Below are 14,397 nucleotides of genomic sequence, written 5' to 3' on the forward strand. Positions count from 1 at the left end.
AATCATCGGTAATTATAGATACGCTATTTTCTTTTATTTAAGAGCTTTTGCTGAAAATCAAAGTGATTATGAACTTAAATATAAAGTGGCAACTCTTTATTATAAGCTTGGACAAATACCACTTGCTATCCAATCTGCAAAGGATGCTCTTTCAATCAAAGAAGATTACATGCCAGCCATAGAATTTTTGATTTCTTTATATAATAGTGGTTATGAGATTGATGGATTAGAGAATATTTTAAAAAAAGCTTTAGAAAAATATCCAAATGATAAAAATATAATCTTAACCCTTGCAAAAATTTATCAAAAGAATAACAATACTACTGAGTATCAAAAATTGATGGAGAAGTTGCAAAGTAGCAAATGAACTACATAGATGAATTATGTTTAATCATTACAGATGAAAATTTAAAGATAAAAAGAATCAGTGAAAGTCTTGTAGAACTTCTTGGTTATGAACATTTTGACTTAATAGATGAAAATCTTAATAAATTTACAGACAGGAACATTAAAGAATTTTTAGACCAAAAAGAATTTGTAATATTTCTAAAAAGCAAAAGAGGAATTCAATTTAAAGGCTATTTTAAAACCACAGTCTTGTATGATTATTTCAACAATCCAAAAGGATATCTATTTCAATTTTTAGAAACAAAAGATGAAAAGATGGATGAAGATTTTATGGTCTTTAACACTCAAAACGTAAAAATGAAAAAAATCTTGGAAAGAGCCTCTTTGGTAGCCCAATCAGACGTGTCTGTTTTGATTTCTGGAGAAACAGGGACAGGAAAATCAAAGCTAGCCAAATGGATCCATTTAAACAGCGTTAGAAGCAGGAATAATTTTGTATCGGTAAACTGTTCAGCCATTCCCGATACGCTTTTTGAGTCAGAATTTTTTGGCTATGAAAAAGGTGCATTTACTGGAGCGGTCGGCTCTAAACCTGGTAAAGTTGAGCTGGCAGACGGCGGGACATTGTTTTTAGATGAAATTGGAGACCTTTCTTTAACTTCCCAAGCAAAGTTATTAGTTTTTGTAGATACGAAAGAATTTGAAAGACTTGGTTCAAGCAAACCAAGAAAATCTGATGTAAGAATAATTTCTGCTACAAACAAAGACTTAGTTAAAGAAATTCAGAATAAAAATTTTAGAAGTGATTTATTTTATAGATTGTGCGTAGTTAGAATAGAAATTCCACCACTTCGAGAAAGAAAAGAAGATATTCCTTTGATAGTAAACAGTATTTTAGCTAAGAAAAACAAAAGAATTTCACAGCGAGCTATGGATGTTATAGTTTCAAAGGATTGGTATGGTAATGTTAGAGAACTTAGAGCTTTCTTAGAAGCGGTTAGCATTTTTACGGCTAACAAAGAAATTATAGACGTGGAAGACTTAAACTCTGAATTTGTTCATTTTTCAGAAGAAGGAAATATAGAAATTTCAGAAGAAGTTCTTTTTAATGAAGAAAAAAGAATAGTAGAGGCATTGAAGAAATCAAAAGGAAATAAAAGCAAAGCTGCTAAGCTTCTTGGAATTAGTCCTGCTACGTTGTGGAGAAAAATAAAGCAATATAAGATTGAAGTATAAGAGCTTAAGGATACTGCAAGATTTTTATTATATAGATATAGCTTCACCATTGACTGTTATCCTCAAAGCTTTAGTCTAAAGGAGCTTATCTTTTAAAGAAGGTGAATGAATAATTGAATAAAAGTATGAGATTCTTCACCGGCTGCAGATGTTCTATGTTAAATGTCAAGTACAAAAATTTTCATCAAATGGTCTTCTGTTTTTTAATACACCATATGCCTGCCTTAATAACTTATGTGCTACAGCCACTAATGCTAACTTTTTAGCTTTACCTTTACTTACTAATCTTTCGTATAATTCTCTGCAGTATTTGTTAAACCTTATTGCTGATAATGCTGCCATGTATAGTATCTTTCTTGCATATGGATTTCCCATCTTTTTTATCCAGCCGCTTTTCTTTACACTTGTTCCACTTTCATATGGGCTTGGATTAAATTCCGAAAGTTAAAATAATGTTATGTCTAAATAAAATTATAAGGAGGAGCAGCAATGAATAAAAAAGAATACTTTGAAAAAATATTAGACAGAAACGCTGAGGAATTAGTAAAAGAACTTTTTCCAAATGGTATAACAACTCAAGAAAAGATAGGTATAAGAAAGCTTTGGAATCTGTTGTAGAACTGTTTATGAACCAAGAAAGAAATTTCTTTCTTGAAAATGGCGATGATAACAAAGCAAATGGGTATTATGAAAGAAGTCTAAATACAGGTTCTTTCAAGCTTAACATAAATGTCCCAAGAGATAGAAAAGGTAGGTTTAGACCACAAATACTGCCTGACCCTTATAAAAGAGTTAATGAAGATTATATAAACCTTCTTATGAGTTTAGTATCCATTAGGAAAGCTTCTGTCTATGTAGTTCTTTAAAGTAGATTTACAAGGAAACAAAGATATATTTGGATTTTATACATTTTTCAGTAGTGAAAATAAAGCAGATTGGATAAAAGTATTCAATGATTTGATAGATAGAGGACTAAAAAGGGTAATGCTTATAGTAAGTGATGATTTTCCTGGGATATCAAAAGCTATAGAAACGCTATTTCCTTACACAGACCATCAGCTATGTTTAGTCCATTTACAAAGAAACGTTAGAAATCAAATGGATAAAGAAGATTCACAAGTATTTAACAAAGAACTGAAAAACATTAAAGAAAACAGCTTAGCTTATGAAGATGGATTAGAAAAATTAGATGTAAAAATACAGTGAGAGTGTTAATAGTATGATAGAAAAAGTGAGAATAGATTTATGTGAACATTCTTGAAATAAATCTGTTTATCCAGGAAGATAATTTAAAGAATGGAAAATTGAATAAATCTATATCTGCTTTTAAAGGAGTTTCTTATGAAATTTTGCAACTGTTTAATAAAAAGTTTTCCATCCAGACACAAAATTATTGACAATTCTCATTTCTATTCTTTAATTTTCTTATAAACTCTTCTAATCTCTCCTCCATGACTATACCGCTTTCCACTGAAAATCTACTATGTTTCTATCTTTTTTACTAAACTCAATTCCAATCAAATAAACTTCTTCATACTTTCCTAAATACTTTTCAAAATATTTTTTCTCTTCAATTTGTTTTAAAGCTGTATTTTCTGGCTGGTCTTCTACTACTTTAAACTCTATGATGTATGCTTTGTTGTTGTAGATTATTGTTAAATCTATTCTACCTTTATTAGTAGTATCCTCTGCTACTGTTTCAAATCCTGCTCCGCTAAATAAAGCATAGACAATAGATGCATAAAAGCCTTCGTAGCTTTCTAAATCATTTTTTCTATACCAATCATATGGTATGCTTGCAAAAAATCTATGTAAGATGTCTTTTAGTTTTTCTATTTGATTATCTCTTAAGGCTAATTTAATAGCCATATCTGTTTTGCTTTTTATACTTTTGTCTTGCAAAAAGTAAAATAAAAAATAGCTATTAAAGCTTTTCTTTACTTCAAAATTTGGATAGCTTAGGATATAAATTCTTTCTGTAGGTTCTTCTATTACATCTTTTATTGTCAGATATCCTGTTTGAAATAGTAGATTTTCCACATCCAAATCATCAATATCAAGGTTTGATAAAAGCTCTTCTCCTATTTCTAAGTTTTCTAACTCTGGCAAATAATATTTATTTTGTTTAAAAAGCTTGATTAAAAACGTAGGCGTTCCTGTTTCAAACCAATATGGACGGAATTGTCTTTCTGCAAATAGAAGTAGAATATCAAAAGGATTGTAAACCTTTTCTCCAAGCCAGCTATAGCCGTTATACCATTTTCTTACTTCTTCTTTATCAAACTCTACTATCCTATCTGCAAATACTGTTTCTAAATCTGTTTGTGTATATCCGCAGATAGTAGCAAAGTTTGGGTCTAATGTAATATCGTTTAACTGGTTTAATCCACTGAAAATAGATACTTTAGGAAATCTTGATACTCCTGTCAAAAATGCAAGCTTGATGTATGGGTCTGCTTTTTTTAATGCTGAATAAAGGTCTTTTAATATTTCTCTATTTTCTTTTGCATACTCTATGTTTTCTATTGCATCTAAGATTGGCTTGTCATATTCATCTACTAAAATAACTACTTTTTCGTTATACTTCTCGTAAAGTTTTCTTATAAGCTCATAGAATTTTAGGTTAAGCTCTTCTTCTTCAAGATTAATTTTATAATCATATGCTACGTTTTTTAAGTTGAAAGAAATCGTGCTTCTTAATTTTTCTGAATTATTATTTGTTCCGATAGCAAAGCTAATTTTTATAATCGGATGCTTTTTACTCCAATCCCATTTGTCATAGATATACAAGCCTTTAAATAACTCTTTATTTCCTGAAAATGCTTCTTTGATTGTATCTAAAAACAGAGATTTTCCAAATCTTCTTGGTCTGCTTAAAAAATAGTATCCACCTTGTTCTAATTTTTTGATGAAAGGTGTTTTATCTACGTAATAGTAGTTTTCCTTTACAATCTTCTCAAAAGTTTGAATGCCTATTGGCATTTCTTTCATATTGTAAGCTCCTTTTTTCTTTAATTTTAGCATAATACATTTAGGAAAGTGTTATAAAATCTTGCAACTTCATTTTTTCTTGTTATCCAGTGTTATAAGTCAACGGCTATATATTTAAAATTATGATCTACTCTATTGAAGATTTGTGTTAACATAGTCTAAATTAATCTTTGAAACAATTTTAAAATGAGGTAGTTGACATGTTTAAAGTTAAACAGGTTGAAAAAATACCGTTACCTGATAGGGTTAAAAGAGCTTTGAAAGAAGCAATTGGAGAGCATAAAGTATTAGATGATGAAATGGATAGGATGTTATATTCATATGATGCAACGAGATTAAGCTTTCCGCCGGATGTGGTTGTAATACCTGAAAGTGAAGAGGATATTAAAAAAGTGGTAAAAATTTGTTATGAAGAAGGTGTACCAATAACTCCAAGAGGAGCAGGTTCAGGCTATACCGGTGGCGCTATTCCAGTAAAAGGTGGAGTATTAATTTCTTTTGAAAAGATGGATAAAATTTTATGGATTGACGAGGATAACGCAGTTGCAAAAGTTCAACCGGGTGTAATTACTTATAGACTTCAGCAGGCAGTAGAGAAAAAAGGATTGTTCTATCCACCAGATCCGGCAAGTTATAAATTCTGCACGATGGGTGGAAATGTGGCTGAAAATGCAGGTGGTCCAAGATGTGTTAAGTACGGCGTAACAAGAGAGTATATCATGGAGCTTGACACTGTAATTTATACAGGAGAAACAATCCATACAGGAAGAATTACATTAAAAGATGTTGCGGGATATGATTTAACAAGACTTTTAATCGGCAGTGAGGGAACGCTTGGAATATTTACAGGAATAACAGTCAAGTTAATTCCAAAACCAAAAGCTAAGAAAACAGTAAAAGCTGTATATATGGACTTGGAATCTGTAGGAAAAACAGTTAAAGATATATTTAAAGCCGGAATTTCACCGTCAGCTCTTGAATTTATGGATAAGCTTGCAATAAATGCAGTAGAAGATTTTGGTCATTTTGGATTAGATAGAGACGCAGAAGTTATACTTTTAATAGAAGTTGACGGTCATCCAAAAGCTCTTGAAGATGAGATTTTAGAAGTTGCTAAGATATGTGAAATGAATGGTGCAAAAGTTGAAGTTGCTAAAACAGACAGAGAAGCAGAGAAACTTTGGGAAGCTCGTAGGTCTTTATCTCCAGCAGTTGCAAAACTTGGAAGAACAAAAATAAACGAAGATATAGTATTTCCAAGAAGCTATTTACCAGAGGCACTTCCAAAGCTTAGAGAGATTGGAAGAAAATATAACTTAAAAATGGTGAACTTTGGACATATTGGAGATGGAAACGTTCATGCTAACTTTATGATAAATGGATTAGACCCGGATGAAGTAGCAAGAGCAGAAAAAGCTGTTGAAGAAGTTTTTGACTTAGCATTATCTTACAGAGGTTCTATCACTGGTGAACATGGGGTTGGTATAACAAAGGCAGAATTTATGAGAAAACAATTTTCTCCACAAGAAATGGAATTGATGAAGAAAATCAAAAGAGCATGGGACCCGGAAAACTTAATAAATCCTGGAAAGATGGGGTTAGACGATTAAATACATTTAAGATTCTTCTCTGGCTGGCTAAAAACGCTGGTCAGTAGAAGAGTCTTTTAAAAATTAACAAGAAAAATATCATTCTTTCTCTTAGGTAATCTTTCTTGGGACTGCTTGCAAAAATCCACATCGTCATTCTGAGCGAAGCGAAGAATCTCCTGTTTTCCTTTTCAAATCAAAAAATCAAAAGAGGAGATCCTTCTGATTTACATCCTCAGGATTACAAAGAAAGCGAAAAAGTAGAGGTAATTCATGAATTTTCCGTACACATCGTACCTTAGCAGACGCCTTATTTGTTATACTTCAAATGATATAGAAACCAATTATTTAATTACTTAATCTGAACGACTAACCGAATTTTTTCTATTAGATCTTCCAGCCAAGTTTTTGTAGTTTTTCTTTACCTTCTTTTGTAATTAGAGAAGTAGACCAAGGTGTTGTAAAATCAAGTGTTATGTTGATATTTTCAATATTTAAATCATTTTTAAGTTTGCTAATTACTTGTGAGACTATTACGTCTTGAAGAGGACAGTTTGGAGATGTGAGCATTAAGACAATATTTATACAATTATCTTTTATATCTATTGCCTTTACTAAACCTAAATTTACAATGTCTAATGGAATTTCTGGGTCATAAACTTCTTTTAATGAATCATAAATTTTGTTTATCATAGTTAATCTCTGTAAACGATTTTTCCCTTAAAGAATGTATATTTAACTTTGCCGGTTAATTTTCTGCCAAGCAATGGTGTGTTTTTACTTTTTGATAATATTGTTTCTTCATTAACTTCCCAAGTTTCAAATGGGTCAAAGATTGTTAGTTCTGCAATCTCGCCTTCTTTAATTTGTGGTGGTTTTAATCCAATTTTTTTAGCCGGCTCTATTGACATTACTTCAACCATTCTGTTTAAATCAAAGTAATCTTTCTTAACAAGTTCTAAAACTATCGGAAGCGCAAATTGTAGTCCAAGCATTCCTGGTGGGCAAGCCTGTAAATCTTGCATCTTTTCATAATGTGCATGTGGTGCATGGTCTGTTGCTACAAAATCAATAATGCCACTTGCAAGTGCCCATCTGGTAGCTTCTATGTCTTCATGGCTTCTTAGTGGTGGTGAAACTTTTGCTATGCAAGAAAAATCTAAAAATTCTTCATCGGTCAGGTATAAGTGATGCGGAGTTACTTCAGCGGTTACCTTTGCTCCCATTGCTTTAGCCCATGCTACGATCTCAACAGATAGCTTTGAAGATATATGGCAAATATGAACTGGCATACCTGTTTGTATTGATAATATACAATCTCTTGCCACCATTGTGTCCTCTGCTTCTGGTGGAAGTGGTGGAAGTCCAAGCGTAGCTGCTAACTCTCCTTCGTGGGCAACGCCGTTTTGTGAAAGGTTTAAGTCTTCACAGTGGTCAGCAACGAAGGTTCCAAGAGAGCCGGCATACTCCATAGCTTTTCTCATTATGAAAGAATCCATGACAGGAGCACCATCATCAGTAAAGTAAACAGCTCCTGCATCCTTAAGCAGTGCCATTTCTGTAAGCTCCTTTCCTTTTCTTCCTTTTGTTATTGCTGCAGATGGAAGAACTCTACATAATCCTACTTCTTCACCTTTCTCTATAATATATCTTACGATTGGTACATCATCAATAGCAGGAATAGTATTTGGCATACATACAACGGTTGTATATCCACCGGCAACAGCTGCTTTACTTCCAGATTCTATATCTTCTTTGTAAATTTGACCAGGGTCTCTAAAATGAACGTGTATATCTGTAAAAGATGGAGTTATAATCTTTCCTTCTGCATCAATAACCTCACAACCTGGAAAAGGCTGAATATTTTTCTCTATTTTCTTGATTTCTCCTTTTTCAATCAATATATCAAACTTATCATTTAGATTATTTTGAGGGTCTACAACATGTCCGTTCTTTATCAAAATCATTCTTAGACTCCTTACAAAAGATGAATTTAGAATAAATTTAACTCAAAAAACGAAAACTTCATTAAAAAACTTTAACAAAAACAATATTTTATCATAACCAAAGTTTTGTTGGTGGAGTGGTGAGATATAAAGAATGATAACAAATTTTAGCTAAGTCTGAAAATTAATTACCTTTTGATCGTCATTCTAAAGTCGTGGGAAGAATCTCCATTCTTTTACCTCTCTCTTATTCACTGTATGGGCAATTCATGAATTGCCTCTGCTCACTTACTCACCTTCTTTAAAAGAGGTGATCCTTCGGACTAAAGTCCTCACAATGAAGTTATAAAGATAAACTTACAAAAATTTTTAAAGCAGCCCCAGATGTGAAAGGTAAGAGGTAAACATTTCACTTACTCACCTACTCATTTTCTCACTTCCTCATGATATTATGGTAAAATTTGATTAAAAACTAATTAGGAGTATTTATTGACAACCTTAGAAGCTGTTATTTTAGGAGTAGTGGAAGGTCTTACAGAGTTTTTACCTATCTCATCAACAGGTCATTTGATACTCGTTTCAAATCTGCTTGGAATACAGCAGACAGAACAACACAAAGCCTTTGAAGTATCAATTCAGCTTGGTTCAATATTGGCAGTTGTATTTTTATACTTTAAGAAGTTTTTAGATACAAATTTAATGAAAAGAATACTGATAGCATTTATTCCAACGGGTATTTTAGGGTTTGTTTTATACAAAATCATCAAAAGTTTGTTTAATCCTTATATAGTTGTTTTCATGCTTGTTTTTGGTGGATTGCTTCTTATCTTAATAGAACTTTACCATAAAAATAAAAGTTATGATATTAACTCAATATATGAAGTGCCATATCAAAAAGCATTTTTGATAGGAGTTTTTCAAGCTTTGGCTATGATTCCTGGTACTTCAAGGTCTGGTGCTACTATTGTAGGTGGATTACTTCTTGGATTAAACAGAAAAACAGCGGCGGAATTTTCTTTTATGCTTGCGGTTCCAACGATGTTTATGGCAACTTTTTATGATGTTTACAAAAATCATTCAAATTTTAATCTTTCAGATTGGGAAAATCTAATAGTGGGCTTTATAGTTGCTTTCATATCTGCTTTATTTGCGATTAAATGGCTTTTAAAATTTATTTCAAATCATTCATTTATTCCGTTTGGTATTTATAGAATTATTTTAGGAATTTTATACTACTTTATAGTGTTGAGGTAGAAAATGAATATATTAGACAAGATAATTCAGACAAAAAGAGAAGAGCTTAAAAATTATACTTCTCAGTATTTAAAACATTTAGAAAATCTGGCAATGGAAAGAAATAAAAAAGTCTTAAACTTTAAAAAAGCCATATCTGGAAAGAGTATCAATATTATTGCAGAAGTTAAAAAAGCTTCTCCGTCTAAAGGAATAATCAGACATTATTTTGACCCTGTTGATATAGCGAAATCTTATGAAAAAAATGGAGCAAAAGCAATTTCTGTACTAACAGATAAACAGTATTTTCAAGGAGATATTGCATATCTTTATCAAATCTCAACAGAAGTAAATATTCCATTGCTTAGAAAAGACTTTATCATTGATGAAAGGCAGATTTTGGAAGCTTATGCATATGGTGCTGATAGTTATCTATTAATAGCAAAAGTCTTGGATAAAGAAAGTTTAAAGAGACTTATAGATTTTGGAAGAGAGCTTGACATGGAGCCATTGGTAGAAGTTCACAGTAGAGAAGAGGGTGAAAAATCTATAGAAGCAGGAGCAAGAATTGTTGGAATAAATAATAGAAATTTGGAAGATTTTACAGTCGATATAAATCTATCAAAGGAGCTTGCACCGTATCTAAAACAGGTCGGAGCCGAAGTTGTGGTTGCAGAAAGCGGATTAGAGGGCAGACAACAGCTGCTTGAGTTGAAAAATTATCAAGTTAACGCATTTTTAATAGGAGAATCTTTAATGAAAGAAGCAGATGTTGGAAAGAAGTTAAGGGAGTTTATAGAAGGGTAAAAAGATGTATCAAAACATCAACAAAGAATTAGCAAAAATCTTTAATAATATGTCCCATATTTACGAGTTTTTAGATGACAAATTCAGAGCATTAGCTTATGCTAGAGCAGCACAGATAATAGAAGATTTGCCTGATGATATTAGAAACTATGTTGCTACCGGTAAAATAAACGATATAAGAGGAATTGGTTCTCATACTGTCGATAAAATCTTAGAGTATATCAAAACAGGAAAAATACAAAAATATGAAGAACTTAAAAAGTTAATCCCGGAAGACTTTTTAGACCTTATGGAAGTTCCAGGCTTTGGACCAAAAACTTTAAAAAGAATTTATGAAGAGCTTGGTATTAACAATAAAAAAGATTTAATAGAAGCATTAAAAGACGGAAGAGTTGCAAAGCTAAAGGGTTTTGGGGAAAAGAAAGTCCAAAATATGCTAAAAGGCCTTGAGTTATACGAAGCTTCTAAGAATAGACTTATACTATGGGAAGCTTTACAAATAGGAGAAACATTATTAGCCAAATTAAAACAGCTTAAAGAGATTAAAAATATTGAGCTTGCAGGAAGTTTAAGAAGAAGAAAAGAAACTATTGGAGACATTGACATTCTTGTATCCTGCGATGATAAAGACAGGGATAAGATTATAAATTACTTTGTTAATTTAGAAGATGTTAAAGAAGTTCTTGCTAAAGGAGATACAAGAGCAAGTGTTATTATAAAGGAAAAAGATAGGGAGGTAGATTTAAGAGTACTAAAGCCTGAAGAATGGGGTAGTGGTCTTCAATACTTTACAGGTTCAAAAGAGCATAACGTACATTTTAGAGAAATAGCTAAGCAAAAAGGATTAAAGGTCAGTGAATACGGAGTTTTTGATGCAAAGACAGAAAAAAGGCTTGCAGGAGCTACTGAGGAGGAAGTATATGAGATAGTAGGAATGCAATGGATTCCCCCTGAAATGCGAGAAGACAGGGGAGAAATTGAGCTTGCTTTAAAAAAGAACATTCCAAGATTGGTAGAGCTTGAAGATATTAAAGGAGACTTGCACTGTCATTCAACATGGACGGACGGATTTAACAAAATAGAAGAGATAGCAAAATTTTTACTTGAAAATTATAAATATGAATATTTTGCGATTACAGACCACTCAAAAGCCGTAAAAGTAGCACATGGACTAACAGAAGAAGATGTTTTAAAACAGATTGAAGAGATAGATAAAATAAACAAAAAACTCGGATTTGAATTTATAAAAAAGGGAATAGAAGTAGATATTATGCTTGATGGCTCTCTTGATTTGCCGGATGAGATACTCGCAAAGCTTGATTGGGTGGTTGCATCTATTCATACACATTTTAACAGAGACAATACAGACAGAATTATAAAAGCAATGGAAAATCCTTATGTATGTGTAATTGGGCATCCAACAGGAAGGACGATCGGCGTTAGAGAAGGTTATCCTTTATCTGATGAGATATTTAAAGTTGCAAAAGAGACAAGCACCGCACTTGAAATAAACGCACAGCCTTTAAGAATGGACTTACCGGATATGATGATAAAAAAAGCAGTTGAGTACGGAGTTAAATTAGTAATTTCAACAGATAGCCACAGTCTTGGAAACTTTGCTTATATGAAAATAGGGGTTGCAAATGCAAGAAGAGGTTGGGCAAAAAAAGAAGATATATTAAATACTTACAGCTGGAACGAGATTAAAAAATTTATTCAAGCTAAACGTAAAAAGTTTGGTGTTAAGGTATGAAAAATGCTTTTTTTGGAGAAAATCTTGACTATGTTCCTTACCAAATCTTAAAACAAATTCTTGGTGAATCACTCTATGATGAATACAGAGACATAATAGAACTTATAACCATTGAAGGCGATATTGAAAAAGATATTCTTTATTTATACTTAAAACGGTTTAACTCTAACAAAATCTTGTATGCTACATACGATTTAAAAGATAAAAAGATTTTAAACAACTTAAGTAAATCTGAAATTTTAAAAATTTTTGATGATGAGAAAGGTAAGATTCAAGAGCTACAAAAGAAAGAAATAGAAAGAAGTGCTAAAATAATAATGACTATCATAAGCCTTGTGCTTGGAATGGCAGCTGCTTATTTTGTATTAAAGTTTGTTTTCGGTTTTTGATGAAGAAACAGAAATATGATAACCTAAGCCGACACTGTTTCACGCAAGAAGATGTGGAAAAATTGATTTTCGATGAATAAGTTGGGCAAAAAATAAAGACTTTTATAAAATCTAAAAATGAGGTCCTTCGGCCTTACGGCCTTAGGATGACAGAGAAAGGGAAGTAGAGGTAATTGATGAATTTCCATTACAAAAGTTAGAATTAAAGCATGGTCATTCTACAACCGGCGAAGAATCTCAACCTCAGAGATGTCATTCTGAGCGAAGCGAAGAAACTCATGCTTTTATTGAATATTGACTTTTATTGAATATTAAATTTTTAAATTTCTTACTCAACATATCTATAGATAAAATATAATTTTTGCGAATTATAATAAATGGAGGAATGAATGAAGAGAGTTAGATTTGCACCAAGTCCAACAGGTTATTTACATCTTGGAAATGCAAGAACAGCACTTTTTAATTACCTTTTTTCAAGACATGAAAACGCTACTTTTATACTCAGGATTGAAGATACAGATTTAGAAAGGTCTAAAAAAGAATACGAAGAAATGCTTATGGAAGATTTAAAATGGATGGGGATTGAGTGGGACGAAGGTCCGGATGTGGGAGGTCCTCACGGTCTATACAGACAATCAGAAAGATTAGAAATATATGTGAAGTATGTTGATAAGCTTTTAAAGTCGGGCGATGCTTATTACTGCTACTGTACAGAAGAAGAGTTAGAGCAGGAGAGAGAAAAAGCTATTGCAGAAGGAAGACCTTACAGATATAGCGGAAAATGCAGAAATCTAACACCAGAAGAGAGAGCATTTTATGAAGGAAAGGGTATAAAACCGGTCGTAAGATTTAAAGTTCCGGATAAAACAGTGGTATTTGAAGATATCATTAGAGGCCATGTAGAGATAGATACAAAGGAATTTGGAGATTTTGTGATTGTAAGACAAGATGGTATGCCAGTTTATAACTTTGTAGTTGTTATAGATGATGCTTTGATGGGAATAACTCACGTAATTAGAGGAGAAGACCATTTATCAAACACTCCAAAACAGATAGTAATATATGAAGCTCTTGGTTTTGCGATTCCACAATTTGCGCATCTGCCTATAATTCTTGGAGAAGATAGAACAAAGCTATCAAAAAGACATGGAGCTGTGTCTGTTAGAGCATTAAAAGATGATGGATTTATTTCAGAGGCAGTATTTAACTATTTATCATTACTTGGATGGCATCCAAAAGAAGAAAAAGAGATTTTATCAAAAGAGGAGATAATCAAACAGTTTAGAATTGAAGATGTGAATAAATCTCCGGCAATATTTGACAGAACAAAACTAAGATGGATGAACGGTGTATACATAAGAGAAATTCTTGATTTAGACGATTTAACAAAAAGAGCCATTCCATTTTTCGAAGGCTTTGGATACAAAGCTGACTATGAATTTTACAAAAAAGTTATTTCTGCAATCAGAGATAGCATCGAAACATTGATGGAAATCAAAGAAAGGGCTAAAGTCTTCTTTGTTGATGAGTTTCCATACACAGAAGAGATAGTTAATGAAGTAAAATCTGATGAGAATGTTTATAAAGTTGTAGAGATTTTTTATAACAAAATTAAAAACCTATCAGCTATTACAAAAGAAGATTTTAAAAACATCACAAAAGAGATTCAAAAAGAGTATGGCTACAAAGGAAAGGTTTTGTTCCATCCGATAAGAATCGCATTAACGGGAGAACCTTCCGGGGTTGGACTTGATTTACTCGTTGAAGTCATAGGCGTAGAAAGAGTCAAATTTAGATTAGAAAGATTTTTAGAATACTTTGGATGATGGATTTAAAACAGCTTAAAATTAGAATTTTAAAAGAAGACGATGATATGCTAACCATAGAAGAAATAGACAGATTGTTAAACAACTCTGTAGAGCCAAAAGAAAAATGGTTCTACAGGGGTTTAAAACATATGTATGAAAATCACTATACAGAAGCTATAAAGTGGTTTCAGCTTGTAAACGATAATTTATCAAGATATCTAATCTACTTAATAGCATTTAAACTAAAAGACGAATTCATCATGCAAGAATACAAAACAGACATTGAAAATTTAGATT

General features: G+C 32.0%; 12 protein-coding genes and 2 pseudogenes. 10 read left to right on the forward strand and 4 right to left on the reverse strand.

Annotated elements, in window-relative coordinates:
• A partial coding sequence (locus SULYE_RS08280; RefSeq protein ID WP_007545613.1) for a hypothetical protein occupies positions 1-367 on the forward strand: 367 nt, incomplete at its 5' end.
• Positions 364-1,584 (forward strand): sigma-54 interaction domain-containing protein, encoded by a 1,221-nt coding sequence (locus SULYE_RS00925; RefSeq protein WP_007545614.1) that lies wholly within the window; start codon positions 364-366, stop codon positions 1,582-1,584. The genes SULYE_RS08280 and SULYE_RS00925, both read left to right, overlap by 4 nt.
• Before the next feature lie 165 nt (positions 1,585-1,749).
• Here the strand turns inward: SULYE_RS00925 and SULYE_RS00930 are convergent.
• Positions 1,750-2,016 (reverse strand): annotated as a pseudogene (locus SULYE_RS00930) (transposase); the annotation flags it as partial.
• Positions 2,017-2,073: 57 nt separating this feature from the next.
• Here SULYE_RS00930 and SULYE_RS08795 point away from each other — a divergent pair.
• A pseudogene (locus SULYE_RS08795) lies at positions 2,074-2,981 on the forward strand (transposase).
• A 58-nt stretch (positions 2,982-3,039) separates the two neighbouring features.
• On the opposite strand, the gene SULYE_RS00940 reads toward SULYE_RS08795, so the two are convergent.
• Entirely contained in the window at positions 3,040-4,575 is a 1,536-nt protein-coding gene (locus tag SULYE_RS00940) for an ATP-binding protein (protein WP_007545620.1), read from the reverse strand.
• Positions 4,576-4,775: 200 nt separating this feature from the next.
• Here SULYE_RS00940 and SULYE_RS00945 point away from each other — a divergent pair, with 200 nt between their 5' ends.
• Positions 4,776-6,185 (forward strand): FAD-binding oxidoreductase, encoded by a 1,410-nt coding sequence (locus SULYE_RS00945; protein WP_007545621.1) that lies wholly within the window; start codon positions 4,776-4,778, stop codon positions 6,183-6,185.
• Between the two features lie 366 nt (positions 6,186-6,551).
• On the opposite strand, the gene SULYE_RS00950 is transcribed toward SULYE_RS00945, so the two are convergent.
• Positions 6,552-6,857, reverse strand: a complete 306-nt coding sequence (locus tag SULYE_RS00950; RefSeq protein ID WP_007545622.1) for a metal-sulfur cluster assembly factor — start codon at positions 6,855-6,857, stop codon at positions 6,552-6,554.
• Positions 6,858-6,859: 2 nt separating this feature from the next.
• Complete coding sequence (locus SULYE_RS00955) at positions 6,860-8,131, reverse strand: dihydroorotase (RefSeq protein WP_007545623.1); 1,272 nt, start codon at positions 8,129-8,131, stop codon at positions 6,860-6,862.
• 468 nt (positions 8,132-8,599) lie between these two features.
• Here SULYE_RS00955 and SULYE_RS00960 point away from each other — a divergent pair, with 468 nt between their 5' ends.
• The 6 genes from SULYE_RS00960 to SULYE_RS00985 form a co-directional block, all read left to right on the forward strand.
• A complete protein-coding gene (locus tag SULYE_RS00960) occupies positions 8,600-9,364 on the forward strand; it encodes an undecaprenyl-diphosphate phosphatase (protein ID WP_007545624.1) in 765 nt (254 codons plus the stop codon).
• Between the two features lie 3 nt (positions 9,365-9,367).
• Positions 9,368-10,150: an indole-3-glycerol phosphate synthase TrpC gene (gene trpC, locus SULYE_RS00965; protein WP_007545625.1), complete on the forward strand. Its 783-nt coding sequence runs from the start codon at positions 9,368-9,370 to the stop codon at positions 10,148-10,150.
• A 4-nt stretch (positions 10,151-10,154) separates the two neighbouring features.
• Complete coding sequence (polX, locus tag SULYE_RS00970) at positions 10,155-11,903, forward strand: DNA polymerase/3'-5' exonuclease PolX (protein WP_007545626.1); 1,749 nt, start codon at positions 10,155-10,157, stop codon at positions 11,901-11,903.
• On the forward strand, positions 11,900-12,292 hold the full coding sequence (locus tag SULYE_RS00975; protein WP_007545627.1) for a hypothetical protein: 393 nt from the start codon (positions 11,900-11,902) through the stop codon (positions 12,290-12,292). Before polX ends, SULYE_RS00975 begins: the two co-directional genes overlap by 4 nt.
• A 389-nt stretch (positions 12,293-12,681) precedes the next feature.
• Entirely contained in the window at positions 12,682-14,118 is a 1,437-nt protein-coding gene (gene gltX, locus SULYE_RS00980) for a glutamate--tRNA ligase (RefSeq protein WP_007545628.1), read from the forward strand.
• Positions 14,115-14,397 (forward strand): hypothetical protein (locus SULYE_RS00985; RefSeq protein WP_043989014.1); only part of this gene is annotated, 283 nt, incomplete at its 3' end. The genes gltX and SULYE_RS00985, both read left to right, overlap by 4 nt.

Origin of the sequence: Sulfurihydrogenibium yellowstonense SS-5 (assembly GCF_000173615.1) — a bacterium.
Lineage (GTDB): Bacteria > Aquificota > Aquificia > Aquificales > Hydrogenothermaceae > Sulfurihydrogenibium > Sulfurihydrogenibium yellowstonense.

Bases quoted from the DNA above. Each gene is read 5' to 3' on its own strand.
- SULYE_RS00925 (WP_007545614.1), top strand. From the start codon at position 364: ATGAACTACATAGATGAATTATGTTTAATCATTACAGATGAAAATTTA.
- SULYE_RS00940 (WP_007545620.1), bottom strand. From the start codon at position 4,575: ATGAAAGAAATGCCAATAGGCATTCAAACTTTTGAGAAGATTGTAAAG.
- SULYE_RS00945 (WP_007545621.1), top strand. From the start codon at position 4,776: ATGTTTAAAGTTAAACAGGTTGAAAAAATACCGTTACCTGATAGGGTT.
- SULYE_RS00950 (WP_007545622.1), bottom strand. From the start codon at position 6,857: ATGATAAACAAAATTTATGATTCATTAAAAGAAGTTTATGACCCAGAA.
- SULYE_RS00955 (WP_007545623.1), bottom strand. From the start codon at position 8,131: ATGATTTTGATAAAGAACGGACATGTTGTAGACCCTCAAAATAATCTA.
- trpC (WP_007545625.1), top strand. From the start codon at position 9,368: ATGAATATATTAGACAAGATAATTCAGACAAAAAGAGAAGAGCTTAAA.
- polX (WP_007545626.1), top strand. From the start codon at position 10,155: ATGTATCAAAACATCAACAAAGAATTAGCAAAAATCTTTAATAATATG.
- SULYE_RS00975 (WP_007545627.1), top strand. From the start codon at position 11,900: ATGAAAAATGCTTTTTTTGGAGAAAATCTTGACTATGTTCCTTACCAA.
- gltX (WP_007545628.1), top strand. From the start codon at position 12,682: ATGAAGAGAGTTAGATTTGCACCAAGTCCAACAGGTTATTTACATCTT.